Annotated in this window: 17 protein-coding genes; 1 reads left to right on the top strand and 16 read right to left on the bottom strand. The window is 72.5% G+C overall.

Annotated features, from left to right (window positions below):
- Positions 1-34 precede the first annotated feature (34 nt).
- From AMK13_RS02520 to rsmH, 16 genes are all read right to left on the bottom strand, one after another.
- A complete protein-coding gene (locus tag AMK13_RS02520; protein ID WP_074000915.1) occupies positions 35-1,384 on the bottom strand; it encodes a DivIVA domain-containing protein in 1,350 nt (449 codons plus the stop codon).
- A 59-nt stretch (positions 1,385-1,443) separates the two neighbouring features.
- Positions 1,444-1,725, bottom strand: coding sequence for a YggT family protein (locus AMK13_RS02515; protein ID WP_030060143.1), 282 nt, complete (start codon positions 1,723-1,725; stop codon positions 1,444-1,446).
- Between the two features lie 99 nt (positions 1,726-1,824).
- Positions 1,825-2,442, bottom strand: a complete 618-nt coding sequence (locus AMK13_RS02510; RefSeq protein ID WP_049649528.1) for a cell division protein SepF — start codon at positions 2,440-2,442, stop codon at positions 1,825-1,827.
- 307 nt (positions 2,443-2,749) lie between these two features.
- Complete coding sequence (locus tag AMK13_RS02505; protein ID WP_079271769.1) at positions 2,750-3,538, bottom strand: YggS family pyridoxal phosphate-dependent enzyme; 789 nt, start codon at positions 3,536-3,538, stop codon at positions 2,750-2,752.
- Positions 3,538-4,269, bottom strand: coding sequence for a peptidoglycan editing factor PgeF (gene pgeF, locus AMK13_RS02500; RefSeq protein ID WP_198959299.1), 732 nt, complete (start codon positions 4,267-4,269; stop codon positions 3,538-3,540). Before pgeF ends, AMK13_RS02505 begins: the two co-directional genes overlap by 1 nt.
- Positions 4,266-5,498: a cell division protein FtsZ gene (ftsZ, locus tag AMK13_RS02495; protein ID WP_049649527.1), complete on the bottom strand. Its 1,233-nt coding sequence runs from the start codon at positions 5,496-5,498 to the stop codon at positions 4,266-4,268. Before ftsZ ends, pgeF begins: the two co-directional genes overlap by 4 nt.
- 364 nt (positions 5,499-5,862) lie before the next feature.
- Entirely contained in the window at positions 5,863-6,639 is a 777-nt protein-coding gene (locus AMK13_RS02490) for a cell division protein FtsQ/DivIB (RefSeq protein WP_049649526.1), read from the bottom strand.
- Positions 6,632-7,738, bottom strand: coding sequence for an undecaprenyldiphospho-muramoylpentapeptide beta-N-acetylglucosaminyltransferase (gene murG, locus AMK13_RS02485; protein WP_049649525.1), 1,107 nt, complete (start codon positions 7,736-7,738; stop codon positions 6,632-6,634). The genes AMK13_RS02490 and murG overlap by 8 nt, the downstream gene beginning before the upstream one ends.
- Before the next feature lie 6 nt (positions 7,739-7,744).
- Positions 7,745-9,058, bottom strand: coding sequence for a putative lipid II flippase FtsW (gene ftsW / locus AMK13_RS02480; RefSeq protein ID WP_074001191.1), 1,314 nt, complete (start codon positions 9,056-9,058; stop codon positions 7,745-7,747).
- Positions 9,059-9,173: 115 nt separating this feature from the next.
- Positions 9,174-10,631 (bottom strand): UDP-N-acetylmuramoyl-L-alanine--D-glutamate ligase, encoded by a 1,458-nt coding sequence (murD, locus tag AMK13_RS02475; protein ID WP_074000914.1) that lies wholly within the window; start codon positions 10,629-10,631, stop codon positions 9,174-9,176.
- Entirely contained in the window at positions 10,628-11,689 is a 1,062-nt protein-coding gene (mraY, locus tag AMK13_RS02470) for a phospho-N-acetylmuramoyl-pentapeptide-transferase (protein WP_074000913.1), read from the bottom strand. Before mraY ends, murD begins: the two co-directional genes overlap by 4 nt.
- Positions 11,689-13,092: a UDP-N-acetylmuramoyl-tripeptide--D-alanyl-D-alanine ligase gene (locus tag AMK13_RS02465; RefSeq protein WP_049658289.1), complete on the bottom strand. Its 1,404-nt coding sequence runs from the start codon at positions 13,090-13,092 to the stop codon at positions 11,689-11,691. The genes mraY and AMK13_RS02465 overlap by 1 nt, the downstream gene beginning before the upstream one ends.
- Complete coding sequence (locus tag AMK13_RS02460; protein ID WP_049658287.1) at positions 13,089-14,654, bottom strand: UDP-N-acetylmuramoyl-L-alanyl-D-glutamate--2,6-diaminopimelate ligase; 1,566 nt, start codon at positions 14,652-14,654, stop codon at positions 13,089-13,091. The genes AMK13_RS02465 and AMK13_RS02460 overlap by 4 nt, the downstream gene beginning before the upstream one ends.
- Before the next feature lie 94 nt (positions 14,655-14,748).
- Positions 14,749-16,995, bottom strand: coding sequence for a peptidoglycan D,D-transpeptidase FtsI family protein (locus tag AMK13_RS02455; protein ID WP_079271765.1), 2,247 nt, complete (start codon positions 16,993-16,995; stop codon positions 14,749-14,751).
- A gap of 64 nt (positions 16,996-17,059) precedes the next feature.
- Positions 17,060-17,587, bottom strand: coding sequence for a hypothetical protein (locus AMK13_RS44440; RefSeq protein WP_310593123.1), 528 nt, complete (start codon positions 17,585-17,587; stop codon positions 17,060-17,062).
- Positions 17,588-17,743: 156 nt separating this feature from the next.
- Entirely contained in the window at positions 17,744-18,718 is a 975-nt protein-coding gene (rsmH, locus tag AMK13_RS02445; RefSeq protein WP_049651922.1) for a 16S rRNA (cytosine(1402)-N(4))-methyltransferase RsmH, read from the bottom strand.
- 537 nt (positions 18,719-19,255) lie between these two features.
- Between rsmH and AMK13_RS02440 the strand changes: the two genes are divergently transcribed.
- The gene (locus AMK13_RS02440; RefSeq protein ID WP_049651923.1) at positions 19,256-19,798 is read left to right on the top strand and encodes a beta-class carbonic anhydrase; all 543 of its coding nucleotides are present in this window, start codon (positions 19,256-19,258) and stop codon (positions 19,796-19,798) included.
- Positions 19,799-20,033 lie beyond the last annotated feature (235 nt).

Here is a 20,033-nt window from a genome sequence, read left to right as displayed (position 1 = left end):
AAAGGGGGCGCTCTCGGAAGGCGCTGCTACAACCTCAGTTGTCGCCGTCCTCGTCGATCAGGAAGCCCCGCATCGGCGCCGGAGCCTGCTGCATCGGCTGCGGCGGCTGCGGACGGACGGCCGCCATCGGCTGGGTCATCCCGGCCGGCTGCATCTGCGGAGCACCGCTGTTGCCACCGGTCGACTGGCCGCCGAAGCTCGGCGCCGAGGAGTTGCCACCGAAGGAGCTGTTCCCGCCGAAGGACGGCGAGTTGCCCCCGAAGGACGGCTGGCCGCCACCGAAGCTCGGCGCACCGCCGCTCATCGCGCCGGCACCGGCCGGAGCCATCGACGAGGCCGCCGGCGGCAGCGACGCGGTGGCGGGGATCCGCGGCGGGGCGAGCGAGTCGTCGGCCTGCGACTCCAGCTGACGCAGCTGGGTCTCCAGGTACGACTTCAGACGGGTGCGGTACTCACGCTCGAACGCCCGCAGGTCCTCGACCTTGCGCTCCAGCGTGGCCCGCGCCGACTCCAGCGAGCCCATCGCGACGCGGTGCTTCTCCTGCGCGTCCCGCTCCAGCGCGTCGGCCTTCGCACGGGCGTCGCGCTCCAGGCCCTCGGCCCGGCTGCGCGCCTCGCCGACGATCTTGTTGGCCTCGGAGCGGGCCTCGGAGATCGCCTGGTCGGCGGTCTGCTGAGCGAGCGCCAGCACGCGGGCCGCGCTGTCGCCACCGGGGCCCTGCTGCTGCATCGGGGCGCCCATCGGCTGCATCTGCTGCTGCGGGCCGCCCATGGGGCCGCCCATCGGCTGCATCTGCTGCTGGCCCATGCCCTGGCCCATCGGGTTGCCCATCTGCTGCGGGCCACCGGGACCGCCCATGGGCTGGAGCATCTGACCGCCCATCGGCTGGACCAGCTGCTGCTGGCCGCCCATGGTCTGGTTCATCTGCTGCTGCTGCGGGCCACCGGCAGCGGGAAGCTGCGGGGCGGATCCGGCGGGCAGGCCGAGAGGCTGGTTGCCCATCTGCTGCTGCGGGCCGCCGGGGCCCATCTGCTGCGGACCACCCGGACCCATCTGCTGCGGACCACCGGGGCCCATCTGCTGCGGGCCGCCCGGACCCTGCTGGCCGGGGACCGGCGGACCGGATATGGCGGCCGGCACCGGAGCGCCGCCCTGTCGGGGCGCGTCCTGCTGCGGCTCCTTGCGCAGGTTGGCCTGGTTCTGCGCGGCGGCACGAGTCGCCGCGGCCAGCTTGGCGCGCAGGTCCTCGTTCTCCCGGAGGAGGCGGGTCAGCTCCGCCTCGACCTCGTCGAGGAAGGCATCGACCTCGTCCTCGTCATAGCCTTCACGCAGGCGGACGGTCGTGAACTGCTTGTTCCGAACGTCCTCGGGGGTCAATGGCATCTCTTCACCTCAACGTGATCGTCGGCACACCGGCATCCTGTCGCATCGCTCACCTACGACTAGGGGTGCACAAGCGAGATCAGGACATACACAATGATCATCAGTACGAAGAAGGACAGGTCGAGCGCCACGCCCCCGAAACGCAACGGCGGAATGAGCCGCCGAAGAAGCTTGAGCGGCGGATCCGTGACAGTGTACGTGGCCTCCAGGACCAGGACCATGGCCTTGCCGGGCCGCCACGAACGCGCGAACTGGAAGACCCAGTCCATGACCAGTCGTACGAGCAGGAACACCAGGAAGACGGTCAGGGCGTAGTAGAGCACCGCCCACACGATGTCCATCGCGTTTCCCTCTCCCCGGTCCCGATCCCTCGGGCCTGCCGCTCGTCACCTGTCGCTAAACCACTGTTGATCAGATCCACACGTAAAGTCGTGGCCGGGTCAGCTCTGGTTGAAGAACCCACCCTCGGCGATCCGAGCCTTGTCCTCCGCCGTGACATCGACGTTAGCAGGCGACAGCAGGAACACCTTCTGTGTCACGCGCTCGATACTGCCGTGCAGACCGAAGACGAGTCCAGCGGCGAAGTCTACGAGGCGCTTCGCGTCGGTGTCGTCCATCTCCGTCAGATTCATGATCACGGGGGTGCCGCCGCGGAACTGTTCCCCGATGGTACGGGCCTCGTTGTAGGTCCGGGGGTGCAGCGTGGTGATGCGGTAGGGCTCTCGTTCGTTCACGACCTTGGGCATGATCACCGGTGCGCTCTTCTCCAGGTTGTGGCGACGTTCGGGTGTGATGGACGACACGGGGGCCATCCTCGGAGTCTCCTGTCGGATCGGCACCGCCGCGGGCACCGGCTGCGGGGCGATCGAGGAGACCGGAGCGGGCGCGGCGGCCACCGGAGCCGGGGCCGGCCGGGGGATGTCCTCGGTCCGCTGGCCCGTCCGGATCGGCTCGGGGTCCGCGTCGTAGTCGTCGTCGGGGTCGTACCCCTGGCCGTCGTACGTCTCGTCCTCCACGAGGCCGAGGTAGACCGCCATCTTGCGCATTGCGCCGGCCATGCTCCTGTCTCCTCCGCTCATAGCCACCTCGCTGACGCTCGGTGGCGGGCTTCGCGATGCGCGCACCTTCTGATGGTCGCTCGCTCCGCTCGCTCCGTCAGGACCGGCTCCGTCCCGGCAACCCGGGCACATGACGGCCCTGCCTGCGGATTCCGCGGCCCCTCCACGACGGCGCGTCAGCCCGACGGCCGGTCAGTTTCGTGGAGTGGGGGCCGCGGAGCTGCGATCCACGGTTCGCTAGCGCTCCGAAGAGCTGCTAGATTCTGTCCTATTTTGTCCTGCTGTCTGATCTACTTACCCGGTGACGTTACCTGAGGGGTGACCTCACTCCGAGTACCGCCGTTCCGACGCGCACATGTGTCGCTCCGGCGGCAATCGCCTGCTCAAGGTCGCCGCTCATCCCTGCGGAGACCATGGTGGCAGCCGGATGGTCCGCCCGTACGGCGGTTGCGATTTCCGTCAGCCGATCGAAGGCGCGGGCCGGATCCCCGGCCAGCGGGCCCGCCAGCGGAGCGACGGTCATCACACCGTCCAGTCGCAGCCCGGGCGTGTCGGCGATCGCGTCGGCCAGTTGCGCGACGTCCTCCGGCGCGACCCCCGCCCGGTGCTCACCCTCCCCGTACGCCTTGTCCAGCGCCACCTGCACCAGGCAACCCAGCTCCGGGCGCTCCGACTTGAGCACCGCCGCGGAGAGCGACTGGACCAGCCGGAGCCGGTCCACCGAGTGCACGTGGTTCGCGTACCGGACGACCGAGCGGACCTTGTTGGTCTGCAGCTGGCCGACGAAGTGCCAGTCAAGAGGAAGGTTTCTGCACTGCTCCGCCTTGGGAGCGGCGTCCTGGTCACGGTTCTCCGCGACATCCGTCACACCGAGTCCGGCCAGCAGCGCGGTGTCCTCGGCGGGGTAGGTCTTGGTGACGACGACCAGGGTGACCTCGCTCCGGGCGCGCCCGGCGGCCGCGCAGGCGTCCGCGATCCGGCGCTCGACCACGTCGAGGTTGGTGCCGAGTTCCTCGTACCGGGCCCGCTGGCCCTCCGTCAGCGCCGCCACGAACGCGGCGCTCCCCGGGAACGGTCCGTAGATGTCGTTCGTCATCAGTGATCAGAGCCCAACCAGACGTAGCTCGCGAGCCGGCCGGTGCGCTGCTCGCGGCGATAGGAGTAGTGATCGGCGGATTCGAGGGTGCAGACCGGTGACCGCACCAGCTCCTTGACCCCCGCCGCGGCCAGCTGGGCCGCGACTCCCTCCGGCACGTCCAGGGCCGGAGTCCCCCAGGACGTCTCGGCGAAGGCCTCCGGCACCACCGCGGCGACCTCGGCGCGCAGTTCGGCCGGCACCTCGTAGCAGCGGCCGCAGACCGCGGGCCCGGTGGCGGCGGTGATCCGCGAGGGCTCCGCGCCCAGTTCGACCATCGCCCGGACGGCCGCGGGCACCACCCCGGCCGCCAGCCCGGGCCGGCCCGCGTGGGCCGCGCCCACCACGCCCGCCACCGGATCGGCCAGCAGCACCGGGGTGCAGTCGGCGGTCAGCACCGCCAGCGCGAGCGCCCGGTCGGAGACCACCGCGTCCACCGTCGGGGCCTGCCCGAGCGGCTGGCGCTCGGTCACCACCGCGACCTCGGCGCCGTGCACCTGGTTCATCCACACCACGTCGGCCGGGTCGAGCCCCAGCCGCCGGGCGGCCAGCGCCCGGTTCTCCCGCACGGCCTCCGGGTCGTCCCCCACCGCGCCGCCGAGGTTGAGCTCCCCGTACGGCGAAGTGCTCACCCCGCCCCACCGTGAGGTGAAGGCGAAGTGAGCACCCGCGCGGATCGCGTGATCGATCACTTAAGGAAATCCGGGACGTCGAGCTCCTCGGCCGGGCTCTCCACGAACGGCTGCCGGGCCGGCTGCACCTGCGGCGGAACCGGGGCGGAGGCGGTCGTGGTGGTCGAGGTCTCGGCGCTCCGGCTCGACGTGGTGGTCGAGGACTCGCCCTCCGAACGGGACGTCACCGAGCCGATCGTCCCGTACGGGCGGCCGGCCGGGCGCTCCGGGGCGGCCGGCGGGGTGGCCGGGCGCTCCGGGGTGGTGGACTTGACCACCGGGTCGCGGACGATCGCCGGCGGCTGCCCGCCGTCGAAGCCGGCCGCGATGACGGTGACCCGGACCTCGTCGCCGAGCGCGTCGTCGATGACCGCACCGAAGATGATGTTCGCCTCGGGGTGCGCCGCCTCGCTGACCAGCTGGGCCGACTCGTTGATCTCGAACAGGCCGAGGTCGGAGCCGCCCGAGATGGACAGCAGCACGCCGCGGGCGCCGTCGATCGAGGCCTCCAGCAGCGGCGAGGAGATCGCCATCACGGCGGCGGCCTTGGCGCGGTCCTCACCGCGGGCGGAGCCGATGCCCATGAGCGCCGAACCGGCGTCCGACATGACGGACTTGACGTCGGCGAAGTCGAGGTTGATCAGACCCGGGGTGGTGATCAGGTCGGTGATGCCCTGGACACCGGAGAGCAGGACCTGGTCGGCCGAGCGGAACGCGTCGAGGACGCTGACCTGGCGGTCCGAGATGGACAGCAGCCGGTCGTTGGGGATCACGATGAGGGTGTCGACCTCTTCGCGCAGGGAGGCGATACCGTCCTCGGCCTGGTTGGCCCGGCGGCGGCCCTCGAAGGTGAAGGGGCGGGTGACCACGCCGATCGTCAGGGCGCCCAGCGAGCGCGCGATGTTGGCGACGACGGGCGCGCCGCCCGTGCCCGTGCCACCGCCCTCGCCGGCGGTCACGAAGACCATGTCGGCCCCCTTGAGGACCTCCTCGATCTCCTCGCGGTGGTCCTCGGCGGCCTTGCGGCCGACCTCGGGGTTGGCGCCGGCGCCGAGGCCCCGGGTGAGTTCACGGCCCACATCGAGCTTGACGTCGGCGTCGCTCATCAGGAGGGCCTGCGCATCGGTGTTGATCGCGATGAACTCGACGCCCTTGAGACCGACCTCGATCATCCGGTTGATGGCGTTGACACCACCGCCGCCGATTCCGACGACCTTGATGACTGCGAGGTAGTTCTGCGGTGCTGCCACGTCGAAGGCCTCTCGCCTCGAATTTCCGGGTCGGCCCGACCCGGGGCGGGGCCGTACCGACGGATGTCGATGGGTAGGGAGCCTGGTTTCTGACTGAATGTCCGAAATGCCGACCGCCGACCCCAACCCTAAACTTGACCTTTAGGGTTAGTTCTGTGTCTCCGTCACATCACCAGGAAACACAGTCTGGTGACACAGGACACTAGGTGGCTCCAGGCACGCGTTTCAACGAACACGCCGAGCTTCCCTTTTTCTTTTGAGCCTATGTGATCATCGGCCGGCTTAGGAAACCGGGGGTGACCACCAAGAGTCGGGCCGACACTTCAAGGCGTCAACCCCTCCCTCAGGCAGAGAACCTACCGGATCATCCCGACACCGCCGGCGCCTCCGGCGCCGTCACGTCGAAGTTCGTGCCCTTCTGGTTCAGGAGCGCGACCAGGACCCGGGCCTTGCGGTCGATCTGCTCCGGACTCCCCCAGCGCACCGTCGCACCCCCGCTGAGCTGCAACTGGATGTCGTCGTACGAGTGCACCAGCACCGAGCCGACCCGCTTGGCGACCTCCGGCGGCAGCCCGGCGGCCACCGCCACCGCGCCCTGCACCAGCTGCGGACGGGAGATCACCCCGTCGACGTCGTTCGCCTGCTGACTGAGTCGCAGCTCGACCACCGGGACGCCCTCGGGCGGGGCCGGTTCGGTGGCGAAGCTCACGCCCCCGGCGTCGACCTGGGTGAACCGGCCGTCGTCCCCCTTGACCGCGGCCACCGCCGTGCGCTGGACCACCTTCACCCGCAGGGTGTGCGGCCAGCCCCGCCACACCTCGGCCCTGGCCACCCGGGGGATCCCCTCCACCCGGTGCCGGACGCCGTCCAGGTCCACCCGCGCCAGCGGCCCGTCGCCGAGCCCGCCGACCGCCTCGCGGACCTGGTCCGGCGTCAGCTTGTCGTCGCCCGCGCCCTGGACGGCGACAGTGCGCACGTCCAGGACCGAGGAGAAGAACACCAGCCAGGCCAGCACGCCGAGCACCGCGGCGCCGAGCGCGCCCAGCACCACGATGCCCCGCCGGGAGAGCCGGAGGCGGGGAGCGGACTCCTCCACCTCCAGCTCCTCCTCCAGCGGGTCGGCGAGCCGGCCGTCAGCCACGGCGGCGGCCGCCGCGGTGGGCCTGGATGGCCTCGTAGACCATGCCGACCAGCAGGTCGTCGGCGTCCCGGCGGCCGAACTCGGCGGCCGAACGGCTCATGTCCCACAGCCGCTGCGGGTCGGTGAGCACCGGCAGCACGTTCTGCAGCACCCAGTCCGGGGTCAGCTCGGCGTCGTCCACCAGCAGACCGCCGCCGGCCTTGACCATCGGCTGGGCGTTCAGCCGCTGCTCGCCGTTGCCGATCGGCAGCGGGACGAACGCGGCGGGCAGGCCGACGGCCGCCAGCTCGGCCACCGTCATGGCGCCGGCCCGGCAGAGCATCATGTCGGCGGCCGCGTAGGCGAGGTCCATCCGGTCCAGGTACGGCACCGGGCGGTACGGCGGCATCCCGGGGACGTCCGCCACCTGCGGCAGCTCGTTCTTCGGGCCGACCGCGTGCAGGATCTGCACGCCGTACTGCTGGAGCCGCGGGGCGATCGCGGTGATCGTCTCGTTGAGCCGGCGGGCGCCCTGGGAGCCGCCGGAGACCAGCAGGGTGGGCAGCCGCTGGTCGAGGCCGAAGTACTGGCGGGCCTCCGGACGGGCCGCGCCGCGGTCCAGGGTGGCGATGGTCCGGCGCAGCGGGATGCCGATGTACCGGGAGTCGCGCAGCTTGCTGTCCGGCGTGGAGACCGCCACGAAGTCGCTGTAGCGGGCGCCGATCTTGTTGGCCAGGCCCGGGCGGGCGTTCGCCTCGTGCACCACGATCGGCACCCCGGCCCGCTTGGCGGCCAGGTAGGCGGGCATCGCGACGTAGCCGCCGAAGCCGACCACGGCGTCCGCGTTGACCCGCTCGATGATCTCCTGGGCCGCCCGGACGGTGCCGCGCAGCCGGCCGGGGACGGTGATCAGCTCCGGGGTGGGCTTGCGGGGCAGCGGGACGGCCGGGATGAGCTCGAGCTGGTAGCCGCGCTCGGGTACCAGTCGGGTCTCCAGTCCGCGCTCGGTGCCCAGGGCGGTGATCCCGACGGACGGGTCGTGCCTGCGGAGGGCATCCGCGAGGGCCATGGCCGGCTCGATGTGACCGGCGGTCCCCCCGCCGGCGAGTACGACATGCACCGAAATTCACCGCTCCCTGCGTGCCGGCCCCGGGGCCGGGCGCGCTGTGGTTCGTCGTCGTGGCAGCACCCGGGCCAGTTGTCTCCTGATCCGGGAGTTCTTGCTCCGGGCGGCCAGGGCCGCCTTCGCGCCCGAGGTGCTGCGCGCCAGGCACAGCAGCACACCAATCGCGGACATGGCCGACAGCATGGCGGAACCGCCGTAGGAGAACAGCGGGAGCGGGACGCCCGCGATGGGCAGCAGTCCCAGCGCCGACCCCAGGTTGATCATGGCCTGCGCCATGATCCAGGTGGTGGCGGCTCCCGCGGCGTACCTGACGAAGGGGTCCTTCGTACCGATGGCCACACGGATACCCGCGTAGCCTAGTGCCGCGAAGAGACCAAGCACCGACAGCGTCCCCACCAGACCGAGTTCCTCGCCGGTCGCGGCGAAGATGAAGTCGGTGTGCGCCTCGGGCAGCTGGCCCCATTTCTCCACGCCGGCGCCGAGGCCGGTACCGAAGCCGCCGCCGTTGGCGAACGCGAAGACGCCGTGCAGGGCCTGGAAGCAGGCGCCCTCCGGGTCGAGCTTGGTGACGCCGATGCAGCCCAGCCGCTCGGCCCGGTGCGGGACGGTGACCACCAGCGCGGTGCAGACCACCACCGCCACCCCGACGGTGGCCACGAACAGCCGCAGCGGCGCGCCGACCATCCAGAGCAGCGCGAACAGCATCGCCACCAGGATCATCGAGGTGCCCATGTCGCCGCCGAACATGATCAGCGCGAGCAGCAGCAGGGCCCCCGGCACCAGCGGCACCAGCAGGTGCTTCCACGAGTTGAGGGTGCCGGCCTTCTGCTTGCGGGCGAGCAGGTCGGCGCCCCAGAGCACCAGCGCGAGCTTGGCGAACTCCGAGGGCTGGAACTGGAAGAAGCCGAAATCCAGCCAGTTCTGGTTGCCGTTGATCCGCACCCCGATGCCGGGGATGGCGACCAGGGTGAGGGCGCCGATCACCGCGATCATCACCGGGTAGGTGATCACCCGCAGCACCGCCACCGGGACGGAGGCGAAGCCGATCAGCAGGACCAGGCCGAGGATGGCCGCGATCAGCTGCTTGAGGAAGTAGTACTGCGCCGTGTGGTGCTGGTTCAGGGCGAGGATCTGCGAGGCCGAGAAGACCATCATCAGGCCGAGCACGACCAGCAGCAGGGTGCTGCCGAGCACCAGCAGGTACGGGGTGAGCGGCCGGTCCAGCCAGTACCGCCACCGGGCCCGGAAGGCCTGGAGGCGGGCCAGCGGACCGGCCGACTTGTACTTGGTCGTGGTGGCGGAGATCACCCTCATCGGCTCGGCGGCGTCCCGCTTCACAACGCCGGAATCCGCTCTGCCCTGCCCCGCCACCGCTCCCCGCTCACTCTCTCCGTCCGACGCGCCCGCGCCGGCCCGTCCACCCGCCTGACTACTCGCCCGCCAGCTCCCGGACGGACGCCGCGAAGAGGTCGCCGCGCTCGCCGTAGTTGGTGAACATGTCCATCGAGGCGCAGGCCGGCGCCAGCAGCACCGTGTCACCCGATCGGGCGAGCGACGCGGCCGTTCGAACGACCTCGGCCATCGCCACCGCGCCAGTCTGGCCCTCGGCCGCCTCGATCACCGGCACATCCGGAGCGTGTCGCTCCAGCGCCTCCCGGATCACCGCCCGGTCCTGGCCGATCAGCACCACGGCGCGCAGCCGCTCGGCCGCGCCCTGCACCAGGTCGTCGAAGGTCGCGCCCTTGGCCAGGCCCCCGGCGATCCAGACGATCGGCCGGTAGGCGGCCAGCGAGGCGGCCGCCGCGTGGGTGTTGGTGGCCTTGGAGTCGTCGATGTACGTGACCTCGCGGACCACGCCGACCTCGGCGATCCGGTGGGCGTCCGGGCGGAAGGCCCGCAGGCCCTCCCGGACGGCCTTCGGCTCGACGCCGTACGCCCGGGCCAGCGCCGCCGCGGCGAGCGCGTTGGCGATGTTGTGCGGGGCCGGCGGGTTCACGTCCGACACCGCGCCCAGCTCGGCCGCGTTCTTGGCCCGGTCCTCGACGAAGGCGCGGTCCACCAGCAGCCCGTCCACCACGCCGAGGTTCGACGGGCCGGGGGCGCCGAGGCCGAAGCCGATCGCCCGGCAGCCCTCCTCGACGTCGGCCTCGCGGACCAGCGCCTCGGTGGCCGGGTCGGCCAGGTTGTACACGCAGGCGACCGTGTTGCCCTCGTAGATCCGGCCCTTGTCGGCGGCGTACGCCTCCATCGAGCCGTGCCAGTCGAGGTGGTCGGGCGCCAGGTTGAGCACCGCGGCCGAGTGCGGGCGCAGCGAGGGCGCCCAGTGCAGTTGGTAGCTGGAGAGCTCGACGGCGAGCACGTCGTACGGCTCCTCGGCGAGCACCGCGTCCAGGACCGAGACCCCGACGTTGCCGACGGCGGCGGTGCGCTTGCCGGCGGCGGTGAGGATCGAGGCGAGCATCTGGACGGTGGTGGTCTTGCCGTTGGTGCCGGTGACGGCCAGCCAGGGGGCGGGCTCGCCGGTGCCGGGCAGCGGCCTGCGCAGCCGCCAGGCCAGCTCGACGTCGCCCCAGACCGGCACCCCGGCCGCCTCGGCGGTGGCGAACAGCGGGCTGTCCGGCGCCCAGCCGGGCGAGGTGACGATCAGTTCGGTGCCCTCGGGCAGGCTCGCGCCGTCGCCGAGCCGCACGGTGACGCCGAGCGCCTCCAGCTCGGCGGCCCGGGCGGCCAGGCCGGGGCCGCTGCCGCCGTCCACCACGGTGACCCGGGCGCCGAGGCCGTGCAGGACGCGCGCGGCGCTGATGCCCGAGACGCCGAGCCCGGCGACGGCGACCGGCAGGCCGGCGAAGTCCGGGTTGGCCGGGGTGGTCAGGTCGGGGTCGGTCATCCGGTCACCCATCCCGCGTAGAACAGGCCGAGGCCGACGGCGACGCACAGGCCCTGGATGATCCAGAACCGGACGACGATCAGGACCTCGGTCCAGCCCTTGAGTTCGAAGTGGTGCTGCAACGGCGCCATCTTGAAGACGCGCTTGCCGGTCATCCGGAAGGAGCCGACCTGGATGATCACCGAGAGGGTGATGATCACGTAGAGGCCGCCGAGCAGGGCGAGCAGCAGCTCGGTGCGGGAGCAGATCGCCAGACCGGCCAGGGCGCCGCCGAGGGCGAGCGAGCCGGTGTCACCCATGAAGATCTTGGCGGGCGAGGTGTTCCACCACAGGAAGCCGAAGCAGGAGCCCATCAGGGCGGAGGCCACGACGGCGAGGTCCAGCGGGTCCCGGATGTCGTAGCAGTTGGCGGTCGCGGTGATCGCGTAGGCGCAGCTCTGGGTGTGCTCCCAGATGCCGATGAAGGTGTAGGCGCCGAAGACCATCACCGAGGCGCCGGTGGCCAGGCCGTCCAGACCGTCCGTCAGGTTCACGCCGTTCGACATCGCGGCGATCATGAAGTACGCGAAGATGACGAACAGGACGGGGCCGATCGCCCACTTGAAGTCCCGGACGAAGGACAGGCTCTGGGACGCCGGGTTGAGCCCGCGGTCGTCCGGGAACTGCATCGCCAGGATGGCGAACCCGAGGCCGACGATCGACTGGCCGGCCAGCTTCGCCTTGGCCCGCAGGCCCAGCGAGCGGCGCTTGACCACCTTGATGTAGTCGTCCAGGAAGCCGACCAGGCCGAGGCCCGCGGTCAGGAAGAGCACCAACAGCCCGGAGGCGGTCGGGCTCTCGCCCGTTATCGCCTTCGTGGCGAAGTACGCGATCAGGGTCGCCAGGATGAAGGCGATGCCGCCCATGGTGGGCGTGCCCTTCTTGCTGTGGTGCGCCTTGGGGCCGTCGTCCCGGATGTACTGGCCGTAGCCGTGCTTCGCGAGCACCTTGATCAGGGCGGGGGTGCCGAGCAGCGACAGGATGAGACCGATCATCCCGGAGAAAAGGATCTGCTTCATCAGGCGGCCACACCGTCCGTCAGGAGGGCCTCGGCCACCTTCTCCAGCCCCACCGAACGGGAAGCCTTCACCAGGACCACGTCCCCCGGCCGCAGCTGACTGCGCAGCAGCTCGACCGCCGCGTCCGCGTCGGACACCAGCACCGACTCCTCACCCCACGAACCTTCGTTCCTCGCGCCGAGTTCCATGCAGGCCGCCTCGCGTCCGCCGACCGCCACCAGCTTGGTGACGTCCAGCCGGACGGCGAGCCGCCCGATGGCGTCGTGCTCGGCCAGGCTGTCCTCGCCGAGCTCCCGCATCTCGCCGAGCACCGCCCAGGTGCGGCGGCGCTCCGGGCCCCGGCCACCCATCGAGACGAGCGCCCGCAGCGCGGCCCGCATCGAGTCGGGGTTCGCGTTGTAGGCGTCGTTCACGACGGTGACACCGTCGGCCCGGTCGACGACCTCCATGCGCCAGCGGGACAGCGCACCCGCTTCGCCCAGGGCTGCCGCGGTGTCGTCGACGGACATCCCGAGCTCCACCGCCACCGCTGCGGCGGCGAGGGCGTTCGAGACGTGGTGCTCACCGTACAGGCGCAGCTGCACGGGCGCGGAACCGGCCGGGGTGGTGAGCGTGAACGATGGCCGCCCGGTGGCGTCCAGGCGAACGTCGGTGGCCCGGACGTGGGCGTCCGGCGATTCCCCGAACAGGACCACCTTCGCCCTGGTACGGGAGGCCATCGCGCGCACCAGCCGGTCGTCCGCGTTGAGGATCGCGGCGCCGTCGGCCGGCAGCGACTCCACCAGTTCGCCCTTGGCCTCGGCGATCGCCTCCTGGGAGCCGAACTCGCCGACGTGGGCGGTGCCGACGTTGAGCACCACGCCGATCCGGGGCGGGGTGATCGAGGTGAGGTACTCGATGTCGCCCTTGTGCCGGGCGCCCATCTCCATGACCAGGTGCCGGGTGCCGGCCTCGACCCGCAGCGCGGTCATCGGGTGGCCGATCTCGTTGTTGAGCGAGCCGGGCGGGTAGACGGTCTCGCCGCGGCGCTGGAGCAGCTGGGCGATCAGGTCCTTGGTGCTGGTCTTGCCGGCCGAGCCGGTCAGGGCGACCACGGCGGTGCCCTCGGCGCGGGCGACCACGGCGCGGGCCAGCCGGCCGAGCGCCTCCACCACACTGTCGACCAGGACGGCGGGCACGCCGACCGGGCGGGAGGCCAGCACCGCGACGGCGCCGTCCCCGACCGCCTTGGCCGCGTAGTCGTGGCCGTCCACGTGCTCGCCGACGAAGGCCGCGAACAGGCCGCCGGGGGCCACCTTCCGCGAGTCGACCTCGACCGGGCCGGTGACCAGGGCGTCCGGGTCGGCGCCGTCCAGCGTGCCTCCGACGGCGGCGGCCACCTCGGCGAGGGTCAGTGCGATCACTGCTGCTCTACTCCTCGGTCGCCCCGTGCGGCCGTGGTCCGCGCGATGGATTCGCGCAGCACCTCCCGGTCGTCGAAGGGGCGGATCTCGTCTCGTACGTACTGGCCGAGCTCGTGGCCCTTGCCGGCCACCAGCACGGTGTCCCCCGCCCGGGCGCGCGCGACGGCGAGGCCGATCGCCTCGGCCCGGTCGGGGACGACCAGGACGTCGCCGCGCTCGGCCTCGGGCACCGCGGCGGCGCCGGTCAGCATGGTGGCGAGGATCGCCAACGGGTCCTCGCTGCGCGGGTTGTCACTGGTCAGCAGGGCGGTGTCGGCGAGACGGGCGGCGATGGCGCCCATCGGGCCGCGCTTGTGCGGGTCGCGGTCGCCGCCGCAGCCGACCACGACGTGCAGCCGGCCCTCGGTGACCTCGCGCAGCGAGGCGAGGACGGCCTGCAGGGCGTCCGGCTTGTGCGCGTAGTCGACGACGGCGACGAACGGCTGTCCGGCGTCCACCCGCTCCAGCCGGCCGGGCACGCCGGGGACGGCGGCGACGCCGGCCACGGCCCGCTCCAGCGGCAGGCCGGCGGCGACCAGCAGGGTGATCGCGGCGAGCGCGTTGGCGACGTTGAACGGGCCGGGCAGCGGGACGGAGGCCTCGGCCTCGGCGCCGTCCGGGCCCAGCACCTTGAAGGTGGAACCGACCGGCCCGAGCCGGACGTCCACGGCCCGCCAGTCGGCCGCGGCGGCGCCGGTCGCGGAGAAGGTGGTCACCGGGATCTTGGCCTCGGCGGCGAGCCGGCGGCCGTACTCGTCGTCCAGGTTGACCACGCCGTGGCGGGACTTGCCGGGCTGGAAGAGCCGGGCCTTCGCCTGGAAGTAGTCCTCCATGTCCGGGTGGAAGTCGAGGTGCTCGGGGGTCAGGTTGTTGAACAGCGCGACGTCGTACGCGACCCCGTCGGTGCGGCCGAAGACCAGGGCGTGGCTGGAGACCTCCATGGTCACCGCGTCGGCGCCGCGCTCGGCCATCACGCCGAGGATCGCGTGCAGGTCGGTGGCCTCGGGGGTGGTGCGCTCGCTCTTGATCCGCTCCTCGCCGACCCGCATCTCGACGGTGCCGATCACGCCCGGGCTGCGCCCGGCGCCGCGCAGGCCGCCCTCGACCAGGTAGGAGGTGGTGGTCTTGCCGTTGGTGCCGGTCAGCCCGATCATCAGCAGCCGCCGGGAGGGGCGGCCGTAGACGATCGCGGCCAGCTCGCCCATGACGGCCCGCGGCCGGTCGACGACCAGCAGCGGCAGGCCGGTGGCGGCCGCCTGCTCGGCGCCGGCCGGGTCGGTGAGCACCGCCACCGCGCCGGACTCCGCGGCCTTGCCGGCGAACGCCGCGCCGTGGTGGTTGGCGCCCGGGAAGGCCACGTACACGTCGCCCGGACGGACCGCGCGGGAGTCGTGGGTGACGCCGGTGACGGCGCCGCCCTCGACGGGCGGCAGGCCCAGTTCGGCGGCCAGCTCGGCGAGCGGCAGGGCGGTGGTCCCGGTCGGACGGGGCGGACTCACGGTGGTTTGATCGGGTTTCGGCACGGCGGGAAGGCTATCCGCCGAAGGGTGTCCAGGGCCAAACCGGCCCTCCGCCGCGCCGTGCTCCGGCCCGGCCGGTCCGTTGCTCATCGTGCGCTCACGGCTTCCACTCGACGGCCAGGTTCGGCGCCGGGCTGCCGCTCGGCGGGACCTGCATGGTCTTCAGGGTGAACTCCATCACCTGCTTGAACACCGGGCCGCACAGCTGGCCGCCGAAGTGGCCGTTGACCGGGCCCTGGAGGGTGCAGGAGACGGTGTAGCGGGGGGCGTCGGCGGGGGCGAAGCCGATGAAGGAGGCGGTGTAGCCGTCGTAGCCCTTGCCGTCGGCGGCGCCCCGGTCGGCGGTGCCGGTCTTGCCCGCGACCCGGTAGCCGGGGATGGCGGCCTTGCCGCCGGTGCCCTGCTCGTCGTCGACGACCGACTCCAGCATCGAGGTGAGGGTCTTGGCCGTCTCCGGGCTGACCACCCGGGTCTGCTCCCCCGGCGCGCTCGGGGCGTACTTGCCGTTCGGGTCGGTGACGCCCTGGACGATGCTGGGCGCGACCCGGACCCCGCCGTTGGCGATGGTCGAGTAGACCGAGGTGGCCTGGAGCGCGTTCATCTGCAGCGGGCCCTGGCCGAAGGAGATGTTGTACTTCTCCGAGGCGACCAGGTCCTCCGGCTTCTTGAGCATCCCGGAGGTCTCCCCGGGGAAGCCCAGACCGGTCGGCTGGGCCACCCCGAACTTGCGCATGTAGCCGTCCAGCACCTGGTTGGTCTTCAGCTGGTCGCCGCCGCCGAGGGTCTCGACCGCCTCGATGGTGCCGATGTTGGAGGACTTGGCGAGCACCCCGGCCAGGGTCAGGTGCCAGTCGCCGTGCTCGACGTCGTCCTTGAACTGCTGCCCGGCCCGGACCAGCCGGTTGGGCACGGTGACCTTGGTGTCCCAGTTGGCCGTGCCGGAGTCCAGCACCGCGGCCAGGCTCATCAGCTTGGCGGTGCTGCCCGGTTCGTACGCGTCGACCAGGGCCGGGTTGCCCATCTGGGACTGCTTGGCCAGGCTCAGGTCGTTCGGGTTGAAGCCGGGCGCGGTGGCCATCGCGAGGACCTGGCCGGTCTTCACGTCCTGGACCACCACGTAGCCCTTCTCCGCGCCGGAGTTGGCCACCTGGTCGGTGATCGCCCGCTGGGCGGCCCACTGGATGTCCCGGTTGATGGTCAGCTTCACGTCGTCGCCCGGTACGGCCGGCTCCATCGAGCCCCCGGCGGTGGGCACCAGCCGCCCGCCCGACTGGGCGTAGCTGCTGTGGCCGTCCTTGCCGGCCAGCAGCTTCTGGTACTGCTGCTCCAGGCCGCCGGCGCCCTCGCCCTCGGCGTTGACGAAGCCGACCAGGTTGGCGGCCAGGCCGTCCGCCGGGTAGATCCGCTTCTGGGTCTCCCGGTTGAACACCCCGGCCAGCGGGTTGGCGCACTCGTTGTCCACCCGGGTGCGCCCGCCCTGGTCGGCGGGCTTGCCGAGCAGCTTCTTCTGGGCCTGGCAGGCCCGCGAGCCGGCCTGCTTCTCCAGACCCGACTTGAGGTCGCTGATCTGCTTCTTGGCAGCCGGGGTCTGCTGGGCCGCGAGCCGCTTGTAGCGGGTCTTGGGGGTGTGCAGGTCGGTGGCGATCCTCTCCTTGGGCACGCCGAGGATCGGCGACAGCAGCGCGGCCGCCTGCTCCGGCGCGTCCGGGATGCCGGTCGCCTCCGGGGTGAACATCGCCGGGTCGGCGGTGATGTCGTACGCGTCCACGGTGGCCGCCAGCGCGACCCCGTCGGAGGACGTTATCGAGCCGCGTTCGGCGGTGATCGGGATGTTCATGTAGCGGTTGGTGTTGGCGTCGGCGGCCAGCGCGTCGGCGTCCACCAGCTGGAGCTGCACCAGGCGGCCCGCGAAGACGGAGAACACCAGCGACAGCACCACGGAGATCACCCGCAGCCGGCGCTTCGGCTCGGCCAGCTTGAGCGCCTTGGGGCGCAGCGGCGGACGGCTCTTCGGGCGCACCGCCGCCTGGCTGCGGGCCGGCGGGCGCCCCTCGGGGCGGCGCTGCTGCGGCGCCCGCGGGGTACGGCCGGCGGAGGCCGACTTGGCGGGCTGGGCCTTGGCCGACTGGCTGCGCGCGGGCTGGCCCTTCGCCGGCTGGCTGCGGGCGGGCTGGGCCTTGGCGGGCTGGCTCCTGGCCGGCTGCCCCTTGGTGGGCTGGGCCTTGGTGGGCTGACCGCGGCCGGCGGCGGACTGCGCTCGCGGCGCGGTGCCCCGGGGCACCGGACGGCGGCCGTTGCCGCTGCCGGAACCGCCGGTCCCGCCCGGCTGACGTGGAGTGCTCATGCGGCCACCTCGCCGCGCTCGCCGGGCGCCTCGCGCCCGTCACCCCTTCTGACGGTCCACTGGCTCATCGGCCCGCGCCTCCGTTCGGCTTCGCGGCCGCGGCGGGCGAGACCGGGTTGAGCTGGATCACCGAGTCGCCGGCGGACGTCGCCGGGGCCGGTGCGGGCGGCGGCGCGGCCGGCGAGGGGGCACCGCCCGGCTGCGGCGCGGCCGGTGACGGCCCGGCGGCGGGCGGGGCCGCGCTCGGCTGGGCGGCACCGGAGGGGGTCCTGGTCGGCCACGGCTCGGCCGTGGACCGCTTGACCGGCGGGCTGTCCTGCGCCGGGCCGGGGGTGCCGACCACCTTGCCGCCGTTCGGGACGTCCAGGAAGGCCATCCCGCCGGCCGGGACCATGCCCAGCTCGGCGGCGCGCCTGGCCAGCGCGTCCGGGGCCGAGCTCTGGTCGATCTCGTGCTGGAGGCTCTGCTGTTCGTCGGTCGCCACGGTGGTCTGCTTCTGCAGTCGGGACAGCTCGAAGGAGCCCTCGTTGAGTGCGGTGTTCAGCGCGAGCAGGCCGAGCAGCCCGGCCGCCAGCAGCACCACGACGAGCACCGCGAACGGTGTGCGCCTCCGTACCGGACGCCTGCCCGGCCGGACCGTGATCCGCGCCCTGCCCTGCCCGGGGAGTCCTCCCCGCCCCGCCCGGACCTCACCGGCCACCGGCCCCACCGCTTTCCTCCGCCCTTCGGACCCCGCCGGGCCGGTTCGTCAGCCCCGCTTGCTTCGGTCCCTGATCCTCTCCGCCACCCGCAGCCGTACGGGCGCGGCGCGCCGGTTCTCCTCGATCTCCTCCTCGGTGGCCAGCTCGGCACCGCGGGTGATCAGTTTGAGCCAGGGCTGGTGCTCCTCCGGGATGAACGGCAGCCCCGGCGGAGCGGTGTTGGTCGCACCGGCGGCCAGGTACTGCTTGACGAGCCGGTCCTCCAGCGACTGGTAGGACATCACCACGATCCGGCCGCCGATCGCGAGGACGTCCAGCGCCCCCGGGATCGCCCGGTCCAGGACCTCCAGCTCGCCGTTGACCTCGATCCGCAGCGCCTGGAACGTCCGCTTGGCCGGGTTACCGCCGGTCCGACGGGTCGCCGCCGGAATGGCGTTCCGCACCAACTCGACCAGACGCGCGCTGTTGGTGAACGGTTCCTTCTCCCGCTCCCGCAGGATCGCCGAGGCGATCTTCCCGGCGAACCGCTCCTCGCCGTACACCTTGAGGATGCGGGCCAGGTCGCCGTGGCCGTAGGTGTTCAGCACCTCCGCCGCGCTGATCCCCCGGGTCTGGTCCATCCGCATGTCCAGCGGCGCGTCCTGCGCGTACGCGAAGCCGCGGTCCGCCTCGTCCAGCTGCATCGAGGAGACGCCGAGGTCGAACAGGACGCCGTCGACCCGGTCGATGTCCAGGCGCTCCAGCACCTCGGGGATCTCGTCGTAGACGGCGTGCACCAGGGTCGCCCGGTCGCCGAAGGGGGCCAGCCGCTCGCCGGACAGCTTCAGCGCCGCCGGGTCGCGGTCCACCGCGACCAGCCGCACCTCCGGGAACTGGGTCAGCAGCGCCTCGCTGTGCCCGCCGAGGCCGAGGGTGGCGTCCACCACGACGGCCCCGGGGCGCGAGATCGCCGGTGCGAGCGCGTCCATGCACCGCTGGAGCATCACCGGAACGTGCTTGGGGCCCGGTTCGTTGGTGGTCATGCGCGGTGGCGCCCTTCCTCGGTGCGGAGCAGCCCGACGTCCGGGAGCTGCGACCATTCTCGCCCACCGTGCCCCGGCACGACGAAGCGGCCCGTGGTCCCCGCCCGCTCGAGGGGAAGGTCGTGACCGCCCGGCGCCGGGGAAGGTGCGCCAGGTGGGCACGGAGCGGGAGGAGGCCACGGGCCGCTTCGACCGGGCCGCACCGGCCGGGGAAGCCCCGTTGACGGGCCCCGGCGGGTGTGCTCCACTGCGCCGCAAACTCTATCGCGCGGCCCCTGCCAGTCAATGGCCCGCTCCGGCGCACCACCCGGGCGGCGGTACGGATCACCGCAGGTCGCGGCCCTCGGGGCGGACCTGCGGCGGTCCGGATCGGGGGCCTTCGGCGGCGGGCGCGCGCCCCCTGGCCGCCCCGCGTGCGGGGTCGGCGGCGGCCGCTCCGGGAGCAGCTCCTGTTGTGGCGATGCACCCGATCACGGCCCGCCGTTCTGTAGCTCCCGGCCCCACCGCGCGGGCCCGATCCGCACTAACGTCGCCCCCATGACAGTGACACCCGACCGGCCCTCGCCGAACGCCGCTGCCGACCCTGCCAGACCCACCGTCATCGACCGCTTCGTCACGGCCAACCGCGCCTACGCGGTGACCTTCCGGGACGGCGGCATGGACGCCCGCCCGGTGCAGAAGATCGCCGTGGTCGCCTGCATGGACGCCCGACTCGACCTGTTCGCCGCGCTCGGCCTCGAACTCGGCGACGCCCACGTCATCCGCAACGCCGGCGGCGTCGTCACCGACGACACCATCCGGTCCCTGACCATCAGCCAGCGCGCCCTCGGCACCCGCTCGATCGCGCTGATCCACCACACCGGCTGCGGCCTGCTCGGGCTGACCGAGGACTTCCGCCGCGAGCTGGAGCTGGAGGTCGGCCAGCGCCCGCAGTGGGCGGTGGAGGCCTTCGTCGACCTGGACGGCGACGTCCGCCAGTCCATGCAGCGCGTCCGCACCTCTCCCTTCCTGCCGCACACCGACGACGTCCGCGGCTTCGTCTTCGACGTCCACACCGGCCTGCTCCGCGAGATCGACTGAGCGACCCGCCCCGACCCTGCCCGGCCGACGGTGTCCGGGCATTCGGGCACCGCCGAATGGTGACTTCTGGCCATCCCGCGGGGGAGAATGCGCCTGCCGGTCGGACCCCGAACCACCTGGGGCGGCCAGGCCGCAGGCCGCCTTCCCGGCCGCCGGCTCCTCGTTCGGAACCGCCCCCGGGACGGCCGCGTCAAGCATGGGGTGGGGTCCGGCCTCGGGACGGGGCGGGCACAGG

Origin of the sequence: Streptomyces sp. CB02056, from assembly GCF_001905545.1 — a bacterium.
GTDB lineage: Bacteria > Actinomycetota > Actinomycetes > Streptomycetales > Streptomycetaceae > Kitasatospora.
This window is presented reverse-complemented; position numbering and strand designations above follow the sequence as displayed.

Bases quoted from the DNA above. Each gene is read 5' to 3' on its own strand.
- AMK13_RS02520 (WP_074000915.1), bottom strand. From the start codon at position 1,384: ATGCCATTGACCCCCGAGGACGTTCGGAACAAGCAGTTCACGACCGTC.
- AMK13_RS02515 (WP_030060143.1), bottom strand. From the start codon at position 1,725: ATGGACATCGTGTGGGCGGTGCTCTACTACGCCCTGACCGTCTTCCTG.
- AMK13_RS02510 (WP_049649528.1), bottom strand. From the start codon at position 2,442: ATGGCCGGCGCAATGCGCAAGATGGCGGTCTACCTCGGCCTCGTGGAG.
- AMK13_RS02505 (WP_079271769.1), bottom strand. From the start codon at position 3,538: ATGACGAACGACATCTACGGACCGTTCCCGGGGAGCGCCGCGTTCGTG.
- ftsW (WP_074001191.1), bottom strand. From the start codon at position 9,058: ATGAGGGTGATCTCCGCCACCACGACCAAGTACAAGTCGGCCGGTCCG.
- murD (WP_074000914.1), bottom strand. From the start codon at position 10,631: ATGACCGACCCCGACCTGACCACCCCGGCCAACCCGGACTTCGCCGGC.
- mraY (WP_074000913.1), bottom strand. From the start codon at position 11,689: ATGAAGCAGATCCTTTTCTCCGGGATGATCGGTCTCATCCTGTCGCTG.
- AMK13_RS02455 (WP_079271765.1), bottom strand. From the start codon at position 16,995: ATGAGCACTCCACGTCAGCCGGGCGGGACCGGCGGTTCCGGCAGCGGC.
- rsmH (WP_049651922.1), bottom strand. From the start codon at position 18,718: ATGACCACCAACGAACCGGGCCCCAAGCACGTTCCGGTGATGCTCCAG.
- AMK13_RS02440 (WP_049651923.1), top strand. From the start codon at position 19,256: ATGACAGTGACACCCGACCGGCCCTCGCCGAACGCCGCTGCCGACCCT.